The sequence below is a fragment of the Streptomyces sp. NPDC048383 genome (assembly GCF_040651775.1).
GTDB lineage: Bacteria > Actinomycetota > Actinomycetes > Streptomycetales > Streptomycetaceae > Streptomyces.
In genome coordinates this window covers 16,216-38,651 of the sequence record NZ_JBEZKS010000071.1, presented here as the reverse complement: position 1 = coordinate 38,651, position 22,436 = coordinate 16,216, and the positions used below count along the sequence as shown (strand labels likewise).

Below are 22,436 nucleotides of genomic sequence, written 5' to 3'. Positions count from 1 at the left end.
GGTCCGAAGTCGGCTTCGGACCGGCACCGCGCGTTTGCGCGTCCGCGCGGGGGAGGGGGCGTGGGCGCGCCCGGGCCGCGGGGCCGGGGTCGTGGCTCCGCCGGGTGGGCTGCCGGGCTGCGTCCCGTCCGGGCCGCTCCGGTGCCGTCGGCCGAGCGGGCCGCCGCGCTCTCCCGGGGATCCGGTGCGCCGGACCGGCGGGCGCCGGTCGAGCGGAGTCTCCGTACCGCTGCCACGGCCCCGGCCGTGCCGCTAAGCCCCTGGCGACCCCGTACGTCCTCCGTCCCGTTCCTGCCGGGCGCACGCGCCCCACCGGCCCCGCACGTCCCACCTCGGGTTCCCCCGCGGAGCGGGAACGCGTCGGCGCCCGGTCCCTCGGGGGAGGGGCCGGGCGCCGGGAAGTCTGTGGGGGGAGGGGAGGGGGGAGCGGTGTGGGGGAGGGTTACAGGCCGTTCACGCGGGCCATGCGGCCCACGCCGAGCGGTCCGAAATCGGTGGCGACGGCGCGTGCCCGGCGGCCGACCCGGGAGTGCTGGCGGCGGACCTGGGCCATGAGGCGGCGGCTGCGCAGGGCCAGTTCCAGTTCGAAGCGGGTACGGGGGTCGCGCAGTCCGGGCCCGAACAGCTTCTCCAGCTGACGCATGCGGTAGCGGACCGTCTGGGGGTGCACGCTCAGGGCCTTGGCCGCCTCCGGGGCCCCGCCGCCCTCCAACCAGGCGAGGAGGGTCACTTCGAGGCGCTCGCTCTGGCGGGGGGTCAGGCTGGCCAGCGGTCGCAGCCAGCGGGCGGCCAGGGCGTGGGCCAGTGGTTCGTCCTGCAGGAGCAGCAGGGTCGAGAGGTGGTCGTCGACGAACACCGCGCGTGCCTCCAGGCCGGCCCGGGCGGGGGTGAGGGTGAGGAGCCGCAGGGCCCAGCGCAGTGAGGACGCGGTGTCCCGTACGGCGACGGGGTGCCCGACGGCGGCGACCCGGCCGCGCAGCACGGCCTCCAGGGCGGTGCGCGCCTCGGGGTCGGGGCTGGGGACGAGCAGGCAGGGCTGGGCGCCGGCCAGCCCGGGGAGCCCGTCGTCCAACGCGGCGGCCAACTGCTGCACCTCGCCGATGGTGGTCATGGCGATGGCCCGGACGGCCGGGGGGAGGGGCCAGTTGGCGGCCGTGGCCAGTTCGGCCAAAGCCAGGTCAGACATGGACATGTCACCCGTGAGAGCGGCGAAGAGCTCGCGCCGGGCCCGTTCGATGGCGGGACCGGGCCCGCTCGTGGGGACGACGGTCAGCGGGGCGGACCGGCCGCGCCCGTGCGGCGTCCCCGCCTCGTCCGGGTCGGAGTCCGGTCCGGGGGCCTCGCCGGGCCCGCCGCCGGAGCGGGTGCGCACGGGCACGGGTGGTCCGCAGTCCGTGGCCGCCGCGAGGTCGGACTCCGGGCCGGGGCACGCGTTCTGCGCTCCGCCCCCTTCCGCCGGTCGGTCGTGAGCGGGCACCGTGGACTCGCGGTAGCCGAGGGTGGTGAGCAGGCCCGCTTCCACCTGCCGTCTGACCACCTCCTCGCCGACCTCGTCGACCAGCTCGGCGAATCCGGGGATGCCTTCCCGGAGTTCCTCCACTATCCCGGCGGCCAGCGCGGGTAGTTCCCTTCGTAGGACGCGGGTCCATTCGCCGCGAGGGCGGGACCAGATGCGGTTCAGAAGTTCGCACATTTGTTACCTCGTTCATGCCGGGGTACGGCCTGTCCCGTGGAGGGTGACCAGCTTCGTGGAAGCTGCCTCCCTCCCCCTCGGCGCCAGTGCCGAAAGGGGAGTCCAGCACCTCTACTCCCTCCAGGAGACTGCCATCCACTTGCAGTCCCGCGGCTTTGCCTCGATTTTGCCGACGGGTAGGTGTGGCGGCCGACAAGACGTGAGCCCGGTCGGCACCGCACCGTTGGAAGGGAATCTTCCGGGGGTGTTCGAGCTGATGATGCCGTGGCCGCGAGAAGTTGTCACGATTAGATAAATACTGTGGAGGGATTGCGAACCTCCACGATGCTTCTGCACTCCGGCCCCCGCTCCCGGCCGGCGAGGCATCCATCTCCCGCCCGCCGCGGAGCAGTTCCGACGACTACCCCCGGGCGCCGAGTGCGAGGTGGAGTGCTCGGGCCCGGGCGTATGGGAGAACCCGATGCCCCTGTCCCAGACCCGTATGCCACGTTCTCACCGGGCCCGACGCACCAGACGGCATGCCGGTGCGGCCCCCGCGGAGGCCGGTGGCCGAAGGGCCTTCCGGCGCCCGCCCCTGTTGTCCGCCGCCGGAGGTCCGCACCCCGCGGCCGTCTGCGCCGCGGCCCTCGCCGCCCTGCTCGTACTGGCCGTCGCGGCCAGGGCGGGCGCGCTGACGCGCCTGTTCGACTTCCTCGACTACGGCGCCGGCGTCCTCTCCCTCGTATCGCTCACCTCCGCCGTGCTGTGGGGCCTCGCGGCCACGGACCGTACGTTGCTGACCTCCGGTCACCGGATCCTCGCCCAGGGGGCCCACCGCGGTCTCGCCGTCTCGGGCCTCGGCTTCCTCGCCCTGCACGTGTGGGTCAAGATCGCGGAGTCGCAGACCGAAGCCACCGCCGCGTTCGTCCCGTTCACGGACCCGGAACAGCCCGTCCTCATCGGGTTCGGCACCCTCGCCGGCTACCTCTTCGTTTCCGTCGCGGTCTCCGGTGCGGTGCGCAGCGCCTTCGCCACCAAGGGCCGGTCCATGTGGTGGCGGGCCCTGCACATGGGCGCGTACCCGGCCTGGGGGGCCTCGCTGTTGCACGGGTTGAAGGCGGGACGCCCCGCCAGTGCCTGGGTGACCGTCGCCTACGGGCTGTGCCTGGCCGGCGTCGCGGCCGTGCTCTTCCTGCGGATGCGGGCACGGCTGCGCGCGACCCCCGCGCGCCCCGCCGCGCAGCCCACCGCCGCCCCGGCACCGGGGCAGGCGCCGCCGCGCAACCCGAAGCCCTTCGTGCGCCAGCCGGCGGAGCAGTCCGGGGAACGCCTCACGGCCCGCCTCGCGCGGCAGTCGGACCGCCGCTCCGGGTCGCCCGCCGCCGAACAGGAAGCCGTGCTCGCCGCGTTCGCCGAAGCGGCCACCGCCCAGATGCCCTCGATCCGACCCGCGTACGCCGAGGCCGCCACCGGGACGGGCACCCCTCCACAGGTCCCGTTCAGCCAACCCGAGGTCCCCCAACCGCTGTTCGCGCAAACGGCCTTCCCGCAATCACCCCCACCCGTCGAACCCGCCTTCGCGCCGGCCGGATCCGTCCCGCCGGCCTTCGTGCCGAACACCTTCGTGCCGAACGCGTTCGGTCAAGGCGCCTTCGCCCAGAACGCCTTCGGGCAGAGCGTGTTCGGCCAGTCCGCGTTCGGCCAGTCCGCCTCCGCGCAACCCGACTTCGGGCCTTCCGACGCGGGTCAACCCGGTCTCGGGCAACCCGGCTTCGGTCAGCAGGGCCAGGGCCAAGGCGACTTCGGGCCGTTCGGCTTCCCCCAGCCGGGGTTCGCGTCCGCCGGGTCCGTGCCGCCGCCCGTCGGCGCTCCGGGCATGCCCCCCTCGTTCGCCGGACAGCCCGTCGGGCGGGAGCAGTTCGCCGTGCCCCCGGTCATCCCGCTGCCCGGCATCCTCTCCCAGGGTGCGGACCCGCTCGCCGACACCCTGCTGATACCGACGGGGGCCGTCGGCCCCGTGGTGGCCGCCCGGGCGGCTCCGCCGGCCGGGCCCGAAGCGGCCCCCTACGCCATGATGTTCATCCCGGGCGGCCCCACCACCACCGCGAACGACCGCCCCGGTACCCCGTTCGACGGCGGACGGGGACGCGCATGACCGGCGTCACCCGGCCGGCCCTCGGCTGCGTCGGACAGCCCCGCCTGCTCGCCGGACTCGACACCGCCACCCGCCTGGACCGCGAGGCCCACCTGAGCGTCCACGGCCCGCTTCCCCCCTACCGTCCCGACGAGCTCACGGACCTGGCGGAGCGCATCGACCTGCGGGGCCGCGGCGGAGCGGGATTCCCCTTCGCCCGCAAGCTCCGGGCCGTCACCCGGACCGCCGCCGGTCGCGAGGGACGTACCGCCGTCGTCGTCAACGGCAGTGAGGGGGAGCCCAGTTGCCTCAAGGACACCGCCCTGCTGCTGCACGTCCCGCACCTGGTGCTCGACGGGGCGCTGCTGGCCGCCGCCGCCCTGGGCGCGGAGGACGTCGTCGTCGGCGTCACCCGGGACGACGTCGAGCAGTCGCTGCGCGCCGCCGTCGCCGAACGCGGCCCGGTCGGCAGCCGGGTCCGCGTCGTCCGCCTCCCCGAACGCTTCGTGACGGGCGAGGGGACCTCCCTCATCAACGGCATCGAAGGCGGCCCCGCGCTCCCGTCCGGGCGCAAGGTGCGCACCAGCGACCGGGGCCTCGGCGGCCTGCCCACCCTGCTCTCCAACACCGAGACCTACGCCCAACTCGCCGTCGCCGCCCGGCTCGGCGCCGACGTCTACCGCGAAGTCGGCACACCCGCCGAACCGGGCACCATCATGCTCACCGTCGGCGGCGCGACCGCCGTCGAGGTGCCGACCGGAACCTCCCTGGCCTACGTACTGGAACTGTGCGGGTCGGATCCCGGCCAAGGAGTCCTCGTCGGCGGCTACCACGGCCGCTGGCTGCCCCCGGCGGCCGCCCGTTCGGTGGCGCTGTCCCGCCAGTCCCTCGCCGCGTACGACGCCGTACTGGGGGCCGGCGCGGTCCTCCCGCTGCCCGAGGACACCTGCCCGGCGGGCGAGATCGCCCGGGTCACCCGCTGGATGGCGGACGAATCCGCGGGCCAGTGCGGACCCTGCGTCCGCGGGCTGCCCACACTCGCCGACGCGGTGGACACCCTCGTGGGTGGCGGCGGCCGGGGCGCCCTGGAAGCCGTGGAGGCCCGCATGCGTGCCGTACGCGGTCGCGGCGCGTGCAGCCACCCCGACGGCACCTCCTCCTTCGTCGCGTCCGCGCTCGCCACCTTCCCCGAGGAGTTGCGCGACCACGCCCTCGGCAGCGGCTGCGGGCGCCGCGTCCTGGGAGCCCTGCCGCTGCCCGCCGACGAGAATCCCGAACGCCTCGTCGTGGACTGGACGCTCTGCAAGGGGCACGGCCTGTGCGTCGACCTGCTGCCCGAGGTCGTACGGCTCGACGCCGACGGCTACCCGTCACAAGCCGTCATGCCGGTCCCCGGAAGGCTGCGCCCGAAGGCCCTGCGCGCCGTGCGCCGCTGCCCGGCCCTCGCCCTGCGCATTCAGGAATGAGCCCGCTGTGAACGTGCTCCGCGTTACGGAGTTCAGGCGTTAGCGCGATCTGACAAATTCGCGGCCATTCGAATTCGACGGACACCGCAGGCCCTATGAATGACCGAGGACGCAAAAGCGCCGGGCAGGAAACCGAAGGAGTGATCGTGATCAGCAAGCGTCGTGCGATAGCTGTCGGATCGGTGGCCGCGGTACTGATGTTCGCGGCAGGCTGCGGGGGTGGCACGAACGCCACCGGAAACGTGAATTCCGTACAGCCGGTCGGAGACGGAAAAGCCATCGGGAAAGACTCCGGATACGGATCGGGCGGATACGGATCGGACGCCGCGGCCGGCTCGGGCTCCGGGTCCGGATCGGCGGCCGGGGGCTCCGCCGCGGAGAAGGCGGGCGCCGCCGGGAAGCTCGCGGTCCGGGCCATCGCCTCGGTGGGCAGCGTGGTCACCGACAGCGCCGGCGCCACCCTCTACCGCTTCGACAAGGACACGCCCAAGCCGCCCAAGTCCTCCTGCGACGGGGACTGCGCCACGGTGTGGCCGCCGGTCCCGGCGGACGACGCCACCGCCGCCGAGGGCATCGAGGCCGGCCTCCTCGGCGAGGTCACCCGTACCGACGGCAGTCGCCAGCTGACCCTCGCGGGCTGGCCCGTCTACCGCTACGCCAAGGACACCAAGCCGGGCGAGGCGAAGGGCGAGGGCGTCGGCGGCACGTGGCACGCGCTGGCGCCGGACGGGAAGAAGGCCATCGACGCGAAGGGCGACGCGAAGGGCGGCGCCGCGGGCGAAGGGGCGGACGACGCGGCCGGCAACGCCGAGGGCGGGACGACGGGCGAGGCGGCGAAGCCGGAGGCCGGCGGCGCGGAAGAGGCGAAGCCCGCGGCGGCCGCCGAACTCGCCGTCGCGTCCAACGAAAAGCTCGGCAGGATCCTCGTCGACGGAAAGGGAAACACCCTCTACCGGTTCGACAAGGACAGCGCGTGGCCGATGAAGCTCGGCTGCCTCGGGGCCTGCCTCGACACCTGGAAGCCCGCACCGGTCGTGGACAAGACGAAGGTGTCGGGAATTCCTCAGGAATGGATCGGATCGGTGAAACGACCTGACGGCAGCATGCAATTGACGATCGACTGCTGGCCGGTCTACACGTTCACCGGTGACACCGCTCCCGGGCAGACGAACGGCCACGGCAAGCAGAACCTCTGGTTCGCGGTCAACGACGCCGGCAAGAAGGTCGCGCCGGTCCAGTAGGCCCCGCCGGAGGTGTCCACCAGTCCGCGCCGGACCCCAGTGAGGCAGACGTGTCCGACTCACCCCGCATCACCGCCCGCCACCTCCTGCCGTGTGCCGTCGTCCTGCTCGCCTCCCTGTTGTGCGGCGGCTGCGCCGGACAACAGGAGAAGACGGACCGGGGCGCCGCGGCCACCCGCCAGGACGCACCCGCGGACCTCGGCCCGGTGTCCACCGCCCGCACCGCCACCCTCCAGGAGATCGCCGCCGTCCTCGGCTGCACGGCCGAGGTCACCGTCGACGCGGAGGAGCTCAAGGAGGCGGCCTGCGGGGCCGGGCCGGATTCCTACCGCATGACCACCTTCACCGCCGACCAGGGCCAGCGCGCGTGGCTCGCCGAATCCGCGATGTACGGCGGCACCTACCTCGTCGGCAACCGCTGGGTCGTCACCGCCGCCACCGCCGAGGCCCTGGCTCCCCTGCGCGAACGCCTCGGCGGCACCGTCACGAACGGCGCCTCGCACGCCGCGCCCGCCGGGCCGACGGAAGCCCGGCCGGGGGAGCAAGCCGCCGGAGGCCACGGAGCCGAGGGCCACGCCGCGGGCGCCGAGGCGCAGACGCCCGCCGCCGAAGCCCCCACCGCCAAGGCCCCCGCCCCCGAGGCCCCCACCCCCGTAGCCCCCGCCCCCCAGGGCCACGACGCCGGCGGCCACGGTCCCGGCTCCGCCCCGGCGGAGCCCGCCGCCCCCTGAGCCCGTCCGGCCGCGGGGCGCACCCGAACCTCCCACCGGGGTCCTCCTACCAGGCCCCGGTGGGAGTTCCGGCGCGTACGGCGGGCTCGGATTCCGTCCCACCGGCCCGTCCGGCTTCGAGCTCCTCGCCCCGGGCGACCATCCGTTCAGGGGTCGATCAACCCCGCTGAGCAGGTGTTTCACGCGTCAACGGTGGGTCGGATGTCACTCGGGTGGCTGAATGGCCAATCCGCCGACCGGCCGGCACCGAAGACCGGGTGTGAGCATCAACCGCGACACCCTCGCCCGCACCGCTTCGGCGGCGCTGAGCGGTCTGCTGTCCGGCTACGCGGCCCTGGCGGTCGCCGAGCTGGTCTCGGCCGCCGTGCGCCCCGAGGCCGGTCCGGTGACGGCGGTGGGCGGCGCGGCCATCGACCGGACCCCGGCCGCGGTCAAGGACTGGGCGATCCGCCAGTTCGGGACCGCGGACAAACTGGTCCTCCAGCTCGGAATCCTGGCCACCCTGGGCCTGCTCGCGGTCGGACTCGGTTTGCTGGCCCTGCGCCACCGGCGCACCGGGGCGGCCGGGGTCCTGCTGTTCGGGCTCGTCGGTGGTGCTGCCGCCCTGAACCGACCGGACTCCGCCGGCCCGTCCGATGCCCTGCCCTCGGTGGTGGGCGCGCTGGTCGGCGCCGGGTTGCTGTACTACCTGGTCGGGCGGCTGATCGCCGTACGGGAGGAGAGCGCCGGGGCGGACGGCTGGAGCCGCCGCGGCTTCCTCGTCGCCGCCGGGGCCGCTGCGCTGGCCTCGACGGCGGCGGGCGCCCTCGGTCGACAGCTGAACTCCTCGCGGGGCCGGGGCGCCGAGGCGTCCCGGGCCGCTGTCCGGCTGCCCGCCCCCGCCTCGCCGGCCACCCCACTGCCCCGCGCGGTATCCCTGCGCGTCCCGGGCATCACCCCCTTCACCACCCCCAACGTCGACTTCTACCGCGTCGACACCGCGCTGGTGGTCCCGAAGGTCGACGCCGACACGTGGCGCCTGCGCGTCCACGGAAAGGGCGTGACACGTCCTCGTACCTACACCTACGCCGACCTGCTGGCCCGTGACCTGATCGAACGGGACATCACCTTGACCTGCGTGTCCAATGAGGTCGGGGGCCCGTACGCGGGAAGCGCCCGCTGGCTCGGCGTCCCCCTCGGCGAGTTGCTCCGCGAATGCGGGGTCCGGCCCCCCTCGGGCAAGGGGCCCGCCGACCAACTCGTCGCCCGCTCCGTCGACGGCATGACCCTCGGCTCACCCGTCGAGGACGTCATGGACGGTCGGGACGCGATGCTCGCCGTCGGCATGAACGGCGAACCGCTGCCCTTCACCCACGGGTTCCCCGTCCGGATGCTCGTCCCGGGTCTGTACGGGTACGTGTCCGCCTGCAAGTGGATCACGGACCTCGAACTGACCACGTTCGACGCCTACGACCCCTACTGGGTCAAGCGCAAGTGGGCCCGCAAGGCGCCGATCAAGACCCAGACCCGCATCGACACCCCCAAGCCCTTCGCCCGGCCCGCCCCCGGCACCGTCACCATCGCCGGCGTCGCGTGGGCGCAACACCGCGGCATCCGGCACGTGGAAGTCCGGATCGACGACGGCCCCTGGCAGTACGCCGATCTCGCCGCGGCGGCCGGTACCGACACCTGGCGCCAGTGGTCCCACCCCTGGCAGGCGACGCCCGGCGGCCACACGGTCACCGTCCGCGCCACGGACGGCACGGGCGCGGTCCAGACCGAGGAACGGGCCCGGACCATACCCGACGGCGCCAGCGGATGGCACTCGGTCGTGGTGAGCGTCGCCTGAACGCCGGGACCGACCGGCCCTCCGAACCACCTGTCCCGCTCCCTCCCCCGATTCCTTCCCTTCCTTCCTTCCCTTCCTTCCCTTCCAGACCATTCCTTTCCGATCGAGAAAGTCCATAGGAGAACCGTGATGAACACCCGTCAGTTCCGTCGTACCGCCGTCGCCGTCACCGCGGCCGTCGTCCTTCCCTTCGCCCTCGCCGCCTGCTCGGAGTCCGGCAAGGACTCCGCTTCCGGCCCGGCGGCGGACACCACCGCCTCCCAGGCGGCCACCCCCGAGGCGTCCGCCGCGGCGGACGGTCCCTTCGGCCCGGCCTGTGCCGGCGTCCCGAAGGACGGCGCGGGCAGCTTCGACGGCATGGCGAAGGACCCGGTCGCCACCGCCGCCTCGAACAACCCGGCGCTGTCCACGCTGGTCGCGGCCGTCAAGCAGGCCGGCCTCGTCGACACCCTCAACAACGCGAAGGACATCACCGTCTTCGCCCCGACCAACGACGCGTTCGCCAAGATCCCGAAGGCCGACCTCGACAAGGTCCTCGCGGACAAGGCCATGCTGACCAAGATCCTCACCTACCACGTCGTGGGCCAGAAGCTGGCTCCGCGCCAGCTGGAGAACGGCTCCTTCGACACCCTGGAGACCGGCAAGATCACCACGGCCGGTTCCGGTGAGGCCTACAAGGTCAACGGCACCTCGTCCGTCGTCTGCGGCAACGTGCCCACGGCCAACGCGACCGTCTACATCGTCGACACCGTTCTGATGCCGAAGTAGTACGGCCTGCGCGTACGCGCCCCGAGGGGCGCACCTGAACGGACGCTGCGCGGTCCCGGGGAATGGGCCGCGCAGCGTCCTCCGTCCGGCTCCGAGCCGGGCGAGGGTGCGGTCCCGGGCCGTCAGGCGATCCGGTCGGCGGGTCGTCCGGCGGCCCGGGCCGCCGCGTGCAAGGAGCGCAGGGCGAGCAGGAGCACGCCCACGTCGTCGAGGTAGACCGGGTCGGGGATCAGGTCCACCGGCGAGATGGTGTAGACGACGGCGACCCAGAACAGGGCCTTGTCGCGCAGCGGGATCCCGGCGTCCAGCAGCAGCTTCCGGGCCGCGAACACCCGTACCAGCAGTACCGCGGCCACGATCGCGAGGGCGGCGGCGAGGACCGCCGCGATGACCAGCCAGACTTTTCCGTCCATGGGATCCCCTTACCCGCTCAGGCGCCCTGCTCCCGCAATCGGCGGCCGACTTCCCCCAGTCCGGCCGAGAGCGCGTCGAGCTGCTCGGGGGTGAGGACGTCGACGAGGATCTCGCGGACCGTGCTCACGTGCCCGGGGGCCGCTTCCTCCAGCCGGGTAAGGCCCGCGTCCGTGAGGACGGCGAAGACCCCGCGGACGTCGGAGGGGCAGCTGCGGCGACGGACCAGTCCGGCCTTCTCCATCTGGGTCACCTGGTAGGTCAGCCCGCTCTTGGAGTTGATCAGCCCGTTGGCGAGTTCGGTCATGCGCAGTTCGCGGTCGGGCGCCGCGGCGAGCCGCACGAGGATCTCGTACTGCGGGTGCGAGAGCCCCGAGTCGTCCTTGAGCTGCTGGTCGAGACGTCGATTCACCAGGGCGGACGCGGCCAGGAAGCCGTTCCAGGCCCGCATCTCCCGCTCGTCCAGCCATCTCGTCCCGTCCACGGCCCCAGCCTACACGGGTTGTTCCAATTTGAATCAGTGGCTAGGGTCGGGGCTGCCGGTTCGAATTTGAACTACTCCTGCCGAGCCGGCCCGACCGGAAGGAACCCCCATGACCAGCGCCTCCGCCACCTCGACGAAGGCCCCGGCCACCGCACCGGCCGAGCGGCGGGCCGCCGCACTCCCGGCGACCGCCACCGCGCCCTACGACGCGGGCCTCCTGCTCCTGCGCGTCGTCCTCGGCCTGACCGTCGCCGCCCACGGCACCCAGAAGCTCTTCGGCTGGTTCGGCGGCGGCGGGATCGACGGCACCGGCCAGTTCTTCACCTCCGTCGGCTACCCGGCGGGCGACGCCATGGCCGTCGTCGCCGGCCTCACCGAGACCCTCGGCGGCCTCGGCCTCGCCGCCGGTCTGCTCACCCCACTGGCCGGCGCGGCCGTCACCGGCACGATGATCAACGCCATCGCCGTTCACGGCACCGGATCCTTCTTCGCGCCCGAGGGCATGGAGTACGAACTGCTGCTGACCGCGGCGGCCGCCGCCCTCACCCTCACCGGACCCGGCCGCCTCGCCGTCGACCGCTTCCTGCCCGTGGCCGCCCTGCGCTCCCACGGCCTGAAGCAGGGGGCGTTGGCCCTCGCCCTGGGCGTCGTCCTCGCGGCCGTGACGCTCTTGATCCGCAACTGATCGCGCGGACTGATTGACCCCGGGATATTGGGGGAACAGCGGATGAATGACGCACCCCACACAGGCGATCGAAGACTACGCACTCATCGGCGACCTCATGACCAGCGCACTGGTCGGCCGGGACGGGTCCATCGACTGGCTGTGCCTGCCCCGCTTCGACTCGGCCGCCTGCTTCGCCGCCCTCCTGGGTGACCAGGAGAACGGCCACTGGCGGCTCGCCCCGAGCGGCGTCGCCGACGGAGAACCGTGCACGCGCCGCGCCTACGTCGACGGTTCCCTCATCCTGGAGTCCTACTGGGAGACCCCGGACGGCACGGTCAAGGTCATCGACTTCATGCCGCAGCGCGACACCGCACCCGACGTGATGCGGATCGTCGAAGGCGTGTCCGGCCGGGTCACCCTCCACAGCACGCTGCGCCTGCGGTTCGACTACGGACACGTCGTCCCCTGGGTGCGGCGCAGCGAGGGTGACCGGGTCGCCGTCGCCGGACCCGACTCGGCCTGGTTCCGCAGCGAACCCCCCGTCCGGACCTGGGGCGAGGAGAACAGCACCCGCTCGGAGTTCACCGTCGGCGCGGGGGAGAAGGTCGCCTTCGTGCTGACCTGGCATCCCTCGCACGAGCCGCGCCCCGAGCCCGTGGACCCGTACACGGCGCTGGAACAGAGCCTCGCCGACTGGCGGCAGTGGGCTGCCCAATGCCACTACGAGGGCCCCTACAAGGAGGCCGTCACCCGCTCCCTGATCACCCTCAAGGGACTGACGTACGCGCCGACGGGCGGCATCGTCGCCGCCGCCACGACCTCCCTGCCGGAGGAGCTCGGCGGGGTCCGCAACTGGGATTACCGTTACTGCTGGCTCCGCGACTCCACCCTCACCCTCGGCGCGCTCCTCGCCACCGGGTTCCTCGACGAGGCCCGCGCCTGGCGGTCCTGGCTGCTGCGGGCGGCGGCGGGTGATCCGTCCGAGCTCCAGATCATGTACGGGATCGGCGGCGAGCGACGGATCCCGGAGACCGACCTGCCGTGGCTGCGCGGCTACGCCTCCTCCGCGCCGGTGCGCGTCGGCAACGCCGCCGTGGACCAACTCCAGCTCGACGTGTACGGGGAGGTCATCGACTCCCTCCACCTCGCCCGGTCCTCCGGACTCCCCGCGGAGCGGCACGCCTGGCGGATCCAGCTCGCCCTCCTCGACTTCCTGGAGAAGAACTGGCGCCGGCCCGACGAGGGCCTGTGGGAGGTGCGCGGACCCCGCCGGCACTTCGTGCACTCCAAGGTGATGGCCTGGGTAGCCGCCGACCGGGCCGTCCGCACCATGGAAGGGGACCCCGGGATCCCGGGTGACGTGGAGCGCTGGCGGGCCATAAGGGACGAGGTCCACGCCGACGTCTGCGAGCACGGCTTCGACGCCGAACGGGGCACCTTCACCCAGTACTACGGCTCCCGCGAGCTCGACGCGGCGACCCTGCTCATTCCCCGGGTCGGGTTCCTGCCGCCCGACGACCCGCGCGTGATCGGCACCGTCGACGCGGTCCGCGAGGAGCTGGGCCGCAACGGCCTGGTCCGCCGCTACAGCACCGAGGGTCCGTCCGTGGACGGGCTGCCCGGGGACGAAGGGGCCTTCCTGGCCTGCTCGTTCTGGCTGGTGGACGCCCTGCACATGACGGGCCGCGGCGAGGAGGCGCGCGAACTGTTCGAACGGCTGCTGGGCGTGTGCAATGACGTCGGCCTGCTGGCCGAGGAGTACGACCCCGTCGCCGGACGCCAACTCGGCAACTTCCCGCAGGCGTTCAGCCACGTCGGCCTGGTGAACAGCGCCCTGACCCTGGCCGGGCGGGACGTGGCCCAGTGATCCCGCCCCGCTGACGTCCGGCGGCGTCGCCTTCGGGCGGATCCACCCGACGTCAAGTGCCCCGGGAGGGGGAGCCGGCCCTGGTACCGAGGGCCCATGCGACGGGCCCCCGGATCGTCCACCGGGACGATGGGCGGACCCCGCCGGCCCGGAAGAATCGAGGCACAAGGTCGAACGGCGGCCCCGCTACGGGCCGCCCGTACTCGGGGAGATCCTGTGCACTCACACCACGGCCCGCGCGGCCGCTTAGGCGTCGGCGCGGCCGCCGGCGCCATCGTGCTGACCCTCCTGGCCGGGGCGGCCGGGACCGCCTCCGCGGCTCCCGCCGCGGGGACCGACGACCCCGCCGCCGCCTCCCGGCCCACCGGCCTCGACCGCCGGGCGCTGGCCCAGCGCCTCGACGCGGTGCACGCGGCCGGCATGTTCGGCGCGTACGCGTCGGTGCGCGACGGCCGGGCCCGCTGGAACGGCGCCACCGGCCTCGCCGACATCGACACGGGCCGCCGCACGGCCCCCGACCTGCGGCACCGGGTCGGCAGCGTCACCAAGACCTTCACCGCCGTCGCCGTACTCCAACAGAGCGCGGCCGGCCGCGTCCGGCTCGACGCGCCCGTCGGCGACTACGTACCCGAACTCGTGCCCGGCGAGCGCGGCCGGAAGATCACCGTACGGATGCTGCTCAACCACACCAGCGGCATCGCGGACTACATCGCGGAGGCCTTCCCGTCGGTGAAGGAGGGATCGCCGAGCAGCCTGGAGGAGTTCCGTCACCGCACCGTCTCCCCGGCCACCCTGACCGGGTACGGGGTGAACCTCCCGCCGCTGTTCGAACCGGGAACCTCCTGGTCGTACTCGAACACCAACTACATCCTGCTCGGCGAAGTGCTCCGCAAGGTCACCGGCCAGGACCCGGAACGCGTCATCACCCGCGACGTCATCCGCCGCGCCGGCCTGCGCGACACCTGGTTCCCCGGGACCGACCCGCGGATCAGGGGTCCGCACTCCCGCATGTACGAGAGCTTCGGCGGCGCCCTCACCCCGCCGCGCGACTTCAGCGAGTACAACATGACCATGGCGGGCACGGCGGGCGCGCTCATCTCGACCCCGCAGGACCTCAACACCTTCTACCGGACCCTGCTCCAGGGCGGGTTGCTGCCTGAGGCGCAACTGCGCGAGATGCGCACGACCGTGCCCTACCGCGACGAGAACGGCACGGTCCTGCTGCGCTACGGACTCGGCATCTACTCCGTGGACACCCCCTGCGGCCCGGTCTGGGGACACGACGGAGGCGTCTTCGGAGCCGAGACCACGGCGATGTCCACCGCCGACGGCGAACGGCAGTTCGCGGCCGGCTTCAACCTGACGGGCTACCAGCGCACCGACCCCGACGGCAACCCCGTGCCGCACCCCGTGGACGCGGCCCGCACCGCCCTGTTCGACCGGGCCCTGTGCGGCGCCGCGCAGCCCACGGCCCGCGCCGACGCCCCCCGGACCGTCCCGAGCCCGCCCGACACGCTGAGGGCCCCGGCGGCCGGGCCGACGACCTCGGTACAGCGACCGTAACCGCCGCCCTACGGAGCCTGCGTACGGGACGCGAGGAGGAGGGCGATGTCGTCGGGCCGGTCCGCGGTGTCGCCCGCCTCGCCGACCAGCCGGTCGGCCATCTCCGTCAGCGGGGACGGCCGGGCGGCCGCCAGGGCGGCCCGCAACCGCTCCACGCCCGCGTCGATGTCCGTACCCGGCGTTTCCACCAACCCGTCCGTGTACAGCGCGAGCACCGCGCCCGGCTCCAGGCGCAGTTCGGTCACGGGGTACTCCCCGCCCGCGTCGATGCCGAGGACGACCCCGCCCGGCAGGTCCAGCACCTCGGTGCGGCCGTCGGCGTGGCGCAGCAGGGGCTGGGGGTGGCCGGCGCGGACGGCCAGGGCGCGGCCGGATTCCGGGTCGAGCAGGACGTAGCAGCAGCTGGCGAACTGGCCGGGGTCCAGATCGATCAGCAGCTGGTTCGTGCCCCGCATGACCTCCTCCGGCGCGTTGCCGCTGAGCGCGAAGGCCCGTACCGCGCTGCGCAGCTGGCCCATGGTCGCGGCGGCGGACACCCCGTGGCCCTGGACGTCCCCGATGACCAGGGCCAGCGGCCCCGCCCTGGTGGCGATGACGTCGTACCAGTCGCCGCCCACGTCCATGCCGTCGGTGCCGGGCAGGTAGCGGCCCACGGTGGCCACGTTCGCCAGCACCGGCAGCCGGTGCGGCAGCAGGGCGGCCTGGAGCCCGCGTGCCAGCGCCGCCTCGTTGTCGTAGCGCCGCGCCCGCGCCAGGGCCTGGGCGATCAGTCCGGCCAGCGCGGTGAGGACCGTACGCTCCTCCGGGCTGAAGCCGCGCGGGGCGTCGAAGCCGAGGATGCAGGAGCCCACCGGTCGGCCGGAGGCGATCAGCGGGAGGAACGCGCGGGCCCCCACGTCCGCGTCCATCGGGATGCCCGGGTAGGCGGCGGCCAGGTGTTGCATCGACTCGAAGAACAGCGGCCGGCCGGAGGTGAGGGTCTCCACCCCGGGGAGCCGGACGCCGAGGGAGACCCCGTCGAAGCGGTCGAGGAAGCCGGCGGGGAACCCGGTCTCCCAAGCGAGGTACAGGTGCCGTTCGTCGAGGAGGTAGATGGCCAGCTGGCGGCCCCCGAAGGCGGGCAGCAGCTCGTCGGTGACGACGGCCGACACCTGGCGCGCGGTGACCGCCTCGGTCAGGGCGATGGCGAGGGCCACCGGGCGGTACAGGGCCGAGGCGCTGTCGGCCGGCGAACCCAACCCGGAGCCGGGGTTGGCCACCGATGCGGGCGCGTAGGCGGGTTTCTCGGCGGAGCCGATCGTCACCGTCAGCCCGCCCGGACCGGGGAGCAGGCTCACCGACAGCCACTCCTGCTCGGGGTCGGTGCCGCGCCGGGCGGCGAAGTGGACCGGGTCGGCGGACAGGAACACGCCCCGGAAGTGGTCCTCGTACCCGGGGTGGCCGAGCCACGGCAGTGCCTCCCACAGGACGCGCCCCCGCAGCGGTGTCTCGCCCGGCCCGAGCAACTGCCGGGCGGCGGTGTTGGCGAAGCCGATCCTGCCCTGCCGGTCCACGGACAGCACCGCCTGCGGGAGCCGGTCCACGGCTTCCCGGGCGTCACCGGGCGCCGGCGGCGACGGCAGGCAGATCGGGTCGGCGTTCCAGGACACCCGCTCGCCGTCGGCGGCCAGCGCGGCCAGGTCCCGGGCCAGCCGGTCCGCGGCCCTGCGCAGCCGCTCCCGGTCCTCGGTCCCGACCGGTACCCCCGGGGTCGCCGGGCGCAGCACCATCAGCACCCCGAACCGCTCCGGCCCCGCGGTGACGGGCTCGTACAGGGAGGCGAAGGTGAACGGCAGGCCGGCCATCAGCTGGGGGAAGCGCCGCATGGACGCCTCGCCGTCGTGCAGGTGCACCGACTGGCCGGAGCGGTAGGACTCGGCGACCGGGTACGGCCGGTTCACCTGCATCCGCCACCAGGGCCGGAACAGCTGTCCGGGCAGTCCGGCGAGCACGGCCATCCGCAGCAGGCCCTCACTGTCCGTACGCAGGTACACCCCGCCCGCGAACCCGCCCAGGTCCGCCACGGCCCCGACGGTGGCACGCGCCAGCACCCCGGCCGTGGCGCCGGGGGGTGGGCCGCCGCTGTCCGGTCTCGCCGTCACACAGTCAGCATGCGCCCCCGCCGCCGCGACCCGCACCCCGACGGGCGACCCCACGCCGCCCCGCCCGGACACCGGCCGACCGGACACCGGGTACAGCCCCGGCCGCGCGCACCCCGCCCCGTACGCCGTACCGACTGACCCGAACGCCTCCCCCGTCCGAGGGACGCACCCGGTACCCCGGCCGTCACCCGGGCCGGCGGCGGGGAGGCATGCCCGCATGCACCAGCCGTACGACACCCTCGCGCACCCCGCACCCGGCACGGCCTTCTCCGCGGCCGACGCCTTCACGCTCCGCACCGCCCTCGACGCCCTCGGCGGGGTCCGTGACCTCGACACCCTCGACGTCGGCTGCGGCCACGGCGGCTCCGCCGGACTCCTGGCGAGCGGCGGGGCCCGGCGGACCGTGGGAGTCGACAACTGCCCCGACCGCGTCCGGCTGGCCCGGGAGCGGCACGGCGCGGGCGCCCCGGGCCCGGTGGAGTACGTCGTCGCCGACGCCGCCGCCATGCCGCACCTGGGCCCGTTCGACCTCGCGACCGCCGTCTACCTGTTCAGCCACGCCCCCGACCGGACCGCCCTGCACGCCATGTTCCGCGGGATCCGGGCCAACCTGCGACCCGGCGGTCGGCTGCTCTCCCTCGTCCGCAACCCCGGCGCCTTCCCGCGCGTCGATTGGTCCCCGTACGGGATGCGCATCCTGGACCGGGTGCCGGACGGGGAGGCGCCGGCGCTGCTGAAGGCGCAGTTCCTCACCGAACCGCCGCTGCACTTCGAGTACCGGGAATGGGCGCACGCCGATTTCGCCGAAGCCGCCGTCGACGCGGGCTTCACCACGGTGGGCTGGCAGCCCAGCCGCACCCCGCCCGCCGACTCCTCCCGCGACGAGGCCTACTGGACGGCCTACCGCGCCTGGCCGGTCAGCTCCCTGATGACCTGCACGGCCTGACGCGACGACCGTCCGCCGGCCGCGTCCCGGCGGCACCGGGTCAAGGAGAGCCGTCCGTGGCCGAGGCCCGTACCAGTTCCACGATCCGGTCCCGGGCCGTCCGGCCCTCCGGGATGGGCATGAGGGGGTAGCCGTGCGGCAGGCCCGCCTCCTCGTGCCACTCGACCTCCACCCCGGCCCCCCGGGCGCGGCGCAGCAGCTCCCGGCTGTCGGTCGTCAGCACGTCCCGGGTGCCGGTGAACACCGTCATCGGCGCGAGTCCCGCGAAGGAGCCGTGCAGCGGGCTGACCCGGGGATCGTCGGGGGCGAGGACGCCCGCGTACAGCCGGCCCGCCTCCACCAGGCCCGGCCGGGCCAGCATCGGGTCACCCGGCTCGATCGCGGCCTGGCCCGGGTGGCTCATGGTCAGGTCCAGCCAGGGGGAGATCAGCACGATCCGGGACGGCTGCGCGCCGGTGCGCTCCCGCAGCCGCTGCGCGGCGGCCAACGCCAGTCCGGCGCCCGCGGAGTCCCCGATCAGCACCGTCCCGCCGGCGCCACCGCCCTCGATCAGACCGCTCAGCAGGTCGGCGGCCACCGGGACCGTCCGGTCGGCGGTGCCGCGCGGGGCAAGGATGTACGCCGGTACGACGACCCGGGCCCCCGCCCGGGTGACCAGGGTGCGGATCATCGACCAGTGGGGCCGGACCAACTCGTTGATGTACGCGCCGCCGTGCACGAACAACACCTGCGTCACGGGCTCCTCCCCGCGCGGGGAGACGTCGTACACGGGCCAGGCTCCGACGAAGGTCCGCGAGACCTCGGCGACCCGGCCCAGCGACCGCGGCGGCAGGTGCGAAGACGGCCGGCGGGCGGATTCCGCCACCCGGGCCCGCACCGCTTCCGCACTGGCGAACCGTCTTCGCCGCCCCGTCGCGATCAGCGCGGCCGAAAGCGCCCTGCTGCGCAGACTCGGCACGCCCCTCACCTCCCCTTTTCCCCTGCCCCGGACCCCGGTCCCGGGCCCCTGCCCCGTCACCCGAGGAGCATAGGCGTGAAGCTGCGCTGTCGACCCGCTTAAGAAAGTCTCGATGGACTGATCACCGTCCGAATCGGCACATTGGTGCACGTCAACGACGCCACCCGGGCCCCACCGGCCCCGGCGCCCCCTCCCGCATGCCTGGAGCCACCCCATGAAGGCACTCGTCAAGCACAAGGCCGAGCCCGGGCTGTGGCTCATGGACGTTCCCGAGCCCGAGTACGGCCCCGGCGACGTGCTGATCAAGGTGCTGCGGACCGGCATCTGCGGGACGGACCTGCACATCCGCTCGTGGGACGGCTGGGCGCAGGGCGCGGTCAAGACGCCCCTGGTCCTCGGCCACGAGTTCGTCGGCGAGGTCGCGGCGCTCGGCGCGGACGTCCGCGACATCGAGCTCGGCGCCCTGGTCAGCGGCGAGGGCCACCTGGTGTGCGGACGGTGCCGCAACTGTCTGGCCGGCCGCCGCCACCTGTGCCGCAGCACGGTCGGCCTGGGCGTCGGGCGCGACGGCGCCTTCGCGGAGTACGTCGTCCTGCCCGCGCAGAACGTGTGGGTCCACCGGACGGCCGTGGACCTGGACGTGGCGGCGATCTTCGACCCGTTCGGCAACGCCGTGCACACCGCGCTGTCCTTCCCGCTGGTCGGCGAGGACGTCCTGATCACCGGCGCGGGCCCGATCGGCATCATGGCGGCGGCCGTGGCCCGGCACGCCGGCGCGCGCAACGTGGTCATCACCGACGTCAGCCCGGAGCGGCTGGAGATCGCCCGCAAGGCGGGCGCCACCCTCGCGGTGAACGTCGCCGACTCCTCCATCGCCGACGCGCAGGCGCAGCTCGGCCTGCGCGAGGGCTTCGACATCGGCCTGGAGATGTCGGGCCGCGCCGAGGCCATGCGCGACATGATCGACAACATGACGCACGGCGGCCGCATCGCCATGCTGGGCCTGCCGGCGCAGGAGTTCGCCGTCGACTGGGCGAAGGTCGTCACCTCGATGATCACCATCAAGGGGATCTACGGCCGCGAGATGTTCGAGACCTGGTACGCGATGACCGTCCTGCTGGAGGGCGGGCTCGACCTGTCCCCGGTCATCACCGGCCGCTACTCGCACCGCGACTTCGAGGCCGCCTTCGACGAGGCCGCCACCGCCCGCAGCGGCAAGATCATCCTGGACTGGACGGCGTAACGCCGGACCGGTCCCCCCGACCATCTCCCTCCGGCCGGGCCCCGCACACCCTCCCCCCTCCGCGGGGCCCGGCCCCCCTTCGCCGCACAAGGAGCACCGCACATGTTCGAGTCCGTCCGCGACGACCTGCGCACCACCCTCGACGAGATCCGCGCCGCGGGCCTGCACAAGCCCGAGCGCGTCATCGGCACCCCGCAGAACGCCGCCGTCGCGGTGACCGCGGGCGGCGCCCCGGGCGAGGTCCTCAACTTCTGCGCCAACAACTACCTCGGCCTCGCGGACCACCCCGAGGTCGTCGCGGCCGCGAAGGACGCGCTGGACCGCTGGGGCTACGGCATGGCCTCGGTCCGCTTCATCTGCGGCACGCAGGAGGTGCACAAGGAGCTGGAGGCGCGGCTGTCCTCCTTCCTCGGCCAGGAGGACACGATCCTCTACTCCTCCTGCTTCGACGCCAACGGCGGCGTCTTCGAGACCCTCCTCGGCGCCGAGGACGCGGTCATCTCCGACGCCCTCAACCACGCCTCCATCATCGACGGCATCCGCCTGTCCAAGGCCCGCCGCTTCCGCTACGCCAACCGCGACCTCGGCGAGCTCGAAGCCCGCCTGAAGGAAGCCACCGAGGGCGGCGCCCGCCGCAAGCTCGTCGTCACCGACGGCGTCTTCTCCATGGACGGCTACGTCGCCCCCCTCGCCGAGATCTGCGACCTCGCCGAGCGCTACGACGCCATGGTCATGGTCGACGACTCGCACGCCGTCGGCTTCGTCGGCCCCGGCGGCCGCGGCACCCCCGAACTCCACGGGGTCATGGACCGCGTCGACATCATCACCGGCACCCTCGGCAAGGCCCTCGGCGGCGCCTCCGGCGGCTACGTGGCCGCCCGCGCCGAGATCGTCGCGCTGCTGCGCCAGCGCTCGCGCCCGTACCTCTTCTCCAACTCCCTCGCCCCGGTCATCGCGGCGGCCTCCCTCAAGGTCCTCGACCTGCTGGAGTCGGCCGGTGACCTGCGCGAGCACCTCGCGGCCAACACCGCGCTGTTCCGCTCGAAGATGACGGAGGCGGGCTTCGAGATCCTGCCCGGCGACCACGCCATCGCCCCCGTCATGATCGGCGACGCGGCCGAGGCGGCGAGGATGTCGGAGCTGCTCCTGGAGCGCGGCGTGTACGTGATCGGCTTCTCGTACCCGGTCGTCCCGCTGGGCGCGGCCCGCATCCGCGTGCAGCTCTCGGCGGCCCACTCGACGGCCGACGTGGAGCGCGCGGTGGCCGCGTTCGTGGACGCCCGCGCGGCTCTCGCCGCTGCTCGGGGCTGACATCATGGGGGCGTGATCGACCCCCGCCGGCTGCGCATCCTGCGGGCCGTGGCGGACCACCGTACGGTGACCGCCGCGGCCGCAGCCCTGTACCTCACCCCGTCCGCCGTCTCCCAGCAGCTCGCCGCGCTGGAACAGGAGACCGGCCACACCCTGCTCACCCGCAGCGGCCGGGGCGTGCGGCTCACCGCCGCCGGGGAGATCCTGTTGGGCCACGCCCACGAGGTGCTGGCCCAGCTGGAGCGCGCCGAGGCCGAACTCGCCGCGTACGCGGGCGGCGCGGCGGGCGAGGTCACCATCGCCGCGTTCGCGACGGGCATCGCCGAGGTGCTGGCACCCGCCCTCGCCCGGCTGGGCCGGGAACACCCGGGCATCCGGCTCCGCGTCCGGGACGCGGAGGGCGACCAGAGCCTGCCGATGCTGCTCGACGGGGAGGCGGACGTCGCCCTGGCCGTCGAGTACCGGGGCGGACCCGGCGCCGACGACGCCCGGCTGTCGCTCGTCCCGCTGTACGCCGAACCCTTCGACGCGGTCCTGCCCGCCGGGCACCCGCTCGCCGACCTGCCCACCGTGGCGCTGGCGGACCTCTCCGACGCCGACTGGGTGGGGCAGCACCCGGGCAACCCCTGCTACGACGTGACCCTGCTGGCCTGCGAACTGGCGGGCTTCCAGCCCCGGTTCGCGCACTCCTCCGACGACTTCCGCGCCGTCACCGCCCTGGTCGGCGCCGGGGCCGGCGTGGCCCTCGTCCCGCGTTCGGCGCTGCGCGGCATGGACCTCAAGGAGGCCCGGGTCCTGCCCGTCGCCGGGCCCGCCGCGACCCGCCGCGTCTTCGCCGCCACCCGACGCGGCGCCGCGTCCCATCCGCTGATCGCCCCGGTCCTCGCGGCCCTGGTCCGCGAGGCGGAGCGGCTGCCGGCGCACTGAGGCGGGGGCGGGCCGGAGGGGGGCGGAGCCGTCGCCCGGCCGCCCGCGCGGATCGGCCGGCGCCGCCGGTCGCGGCCT

At 74.0% G+C, this 22,436-nt stretch carries 18 protein-coding genes; 13 read left to right on the top strand and 5 right to left on the bottom strand.

Annotation, left to right across the window (positions count from 1 at the left end):
* Positions 1-442: 442 nt before the first annotated feature.
* Positions 443-1,693 (bottom strand): helix-turn-helix domain-containing protein, encoded by a 1,251-nt coding sequence (locus tag AB0D46_RS34010; RefSeq protein ID WP_362883306.1) that lies wholly within the window; start codon positions 1,691-1,693, stop codon positions 443-445.
* 577 nt (positions 1,694-2,270) lie between these two features.
* Here AB0D46_RS34010 and AB0D46_RS34005 point away from each other — a divergent pair.
* The 6 genes from AB0D46_RS34005 (at position 2,271) to AB0D46_RS33980 (ending at position 9,840) form a co-directional block, all read left to right on the top strand.
* Positions 2,271-3,827 carry a hypothetical protein gene (locus AB0D46_RS34005; protein ID WP_362883304.1) on the top strand — a complete coding sequence of 519 codons (1,557 nt, stop codon included), beginning with the start codon at positions 2,271-2,273 and terminating at the stop codon, positions 3,825-3,827.
* Positions 3,824-5,272, top strand: coding sequence for an NADH-ubiquinone oxidoreductase-F iron-sulfur binding region domain-containing protein (locus tag AB0D46_RS34000; RefSeq protein WP_362883302.1), 1,449 nt, complete (start codon positions 3,824-3,826; stop codon positions 5,270-5,272). Before AB0D46_RS34005 ends, AB0D46_RS34000 begins: the two co-directional genes overlap by 4 nt.
* Before the next feature lie 146 nt (positions 5,273-5,418).
* Positions 5,419-6,513, top strand: a complete 1,095-nt coding sequence (locus AB0D46_RS33995; RefSeq protein ID WP_362883301.1) for an SCO0930 family lipoprotein — start codon at positions 5,419-5,421, stop codon at positions 6,511-6,513.
* Between the two features lie 50 nt (positions 6,514-6,563).
* Positions 6,564-7,244, top strand: coding sequence for a hypothetical protein (locus tag AB0D46_RS33990; protein WP_362883299.1), 681 nt, complete (start codon positions 6,564-6,566; stop codon positions 7,242-7,244).
* A gap of 220 nt (positions 7,245-7,464) precedes the next feature.
* Positions 7,465-9,072 carry a molybdopterin-dependent oxidoreductase gene (locus AB0D46_RS33985; RefSeq protein WP_362883297.1) on the top strand — a complete coding sequence of 536 codons (1,608 nt, stop codon included), beginning with the start codon at positions 7,465-7,467 and terminating at the stop codon, positions 9,070-9,072.
* Positions 9,073-9,201: 129 nt separating this feature from the next.
* Positions 9,202-9,840, top strand: coding sequence for a fasciclin domain-containing protein (locus tag AB0D46_RS33980; protein ID WP_362883295.1), 639 nt, complete (start codon positions 9,202-9,204; stop codon positions 9,838-9,840).
* Positions 9,841-9,962: 122 nt separating this feature from the next.
* On the opposite strand, the gene AB0D46_RS33975 is transcribed toward AB0D46_RS33980, so the two are convergent.
* Both AB0D46_RS33975 and AB0D46_RS33970 read right to left on the bottom strand, forming a co-directional pair.
* Entirely contained in the window at positions 9,963-10,253 is a 291-nt protein-coding gene (locus AB0D46_RS33975; protein WP_362883293.1) for a YkvA family protein, read from the bottom strand.
* A 17-nt stretch (positions 10,254-10,270) separates the two neighbouring features.
* On the bottom strand, positions 10,271-10,735 hold the full coding sequence (locus AB0D46_RS33970) for a MarR family transcriptional regulator (RefSeq protein ID WP_362883291.1): 465 nt from the start codon (positions 10,733-10,735) through the stop codon (positions 10,271-10,273).
* Positions 10,736-10,844: 109 nt separating this feature from the next.
* On the opposite strand from AB0D46_RS33970, the gene AB0D46_RS33965 reads away from it, so the two are divergent.
* The 3 genes from AB0D46_RS33965 to AB0D46_RS33955 all read left to right on the top strand — a co-directional run bounded on the left by AB0D46_RS33965 (position 10,845) and on the right by AB0D46_RS33955 (position 14,832).
* Complete coding sequence (locus tag AB0D46_RS33965; protein WP_362883289.1) at positions 10,845-11,420, top strand: DoxX family protein; 576 nt, start codon at positions 10,845-10,847, stop codon at positions 11,418-11,420.
* 46 nt (positions 11,421-11,466) lie between these two features.
* Positions 11,467-13,269 (top strand): glycoside hydrolase family 15 protein, encoded by a 1,803-nt coding sequence (locus AB0D46_RS33960; RefSeq protein WP_362883288.1) that lies wholly within the window; start codon positions 11,467-11,469, stop codon positions 13,267-13,269.
* Between the two features lie 216 nt (positions 13,270-13,485).
* On the top strand, positions 13,486-14,832 hold the full coding sequence (locus AB0D46_RS33955; protein ID WP_362883286.1) for a serine hydrolase domain-containing protein: 1,347 nt from the start codon (positions 13,486-13,488) through the stop codon (positions 14,830-14,832).
* Between the two features lie 8 nt (positions 14,833-14,840).
* On the opposite strand, the gene AB0D46_RS33950 is transcribed toward AB0D46_RS33955, so the two are convergent.
* On the bottom strand, positions 14,841-16,973 hold the full coding sequence (locus AB0D46_RS33950; RefSeq protein WP_362883284.1) for a SpoIIE family protein phosphatase: 2,133 nt from the start codon (positions 16,971-16,973) through the stop codon (positions 14,841-14,843).
* 217 nt (positions 16,974-17,190) lie between these two features.
* On the opposite strand from AB0D46_RS33950, the gene AB0D46_RS33945 reads away from it, so the two are divergent.
* Positions 17,191-17,919 (top strand): class I SAM-dependent methyltransferase, encoded by a 729-nt coding sequence (locus tag AB0D46_RS33945; RefSeq protein WP_362883282.1) that lies wholly within the window; start codon positions 17,191-17,193, stop codon positions 17,917-17,919.
* Between the two features lie 40 nt (positions 17,920-17,959).
* Here AB0D46_RS33945 and AB0D46_RS33940 read toward each other — a convergent pair whose 3' ends face one another.
* Positions 17,960-18,877, bottom strand: a complete 918-nt coding sequence (locus AB0D46_RS33940) for an alpha/beta hydrolase (protein WP_362883281.1) — start codon at positions 18,875-18,877, stop codon at positions 17,960-17,962.
* Between the two features lie 214 nt (positions 18,878-19,091).
* Here AB0D46_RS33940 and tdh point away from each other — a divergent pair, with 214 nt between their 5' ends.
* The 3 genes from tdh (at position 19,092) to AB0D46_RS33925 (ending at position 22,358) form a co-directional block, all read left to right on the top strand.
* A complete protein-coding gene (gene tdh / locus AB0D46_RS33935) occupies positions 19,092-20,120 on the top strand; it encodes an L-threonine 3-dehydrogenase (protein WP_362883279.1) in 1,029 nt (342 codons plus the stop codon).
* 102 nt (positions 20,121-20,222) lie between these two features.
* On the top strand, positions 20,223-21,431 hold the full coding sequence (locus tag AB0D46_RS33930; protein ID WP_362883278.1) for a glycine C-acetyltransferase: 1,209 nt from the start codon (positions 20,223-20,225) through the stop codon (positions 21,429-21,431).
* 12 nt (positions 21,432-21,443) lie between these two features.
* Positions 21,444-22,358 carry a LysR substrate-binding domain-containing protein gene (locus AB0D46_RS33925; protein ID WP_362883276.1) on the top strand — a complete coding sequence of 305 codons (915 nt, stop codon included), beginning with the start codon at positions 21,444-21,446 and terminating at the stop codon, positions 22,356-22,358.
* The last annotated feature ends 78 nt before the right edge of the window (positions 22,359-22,436 follow it).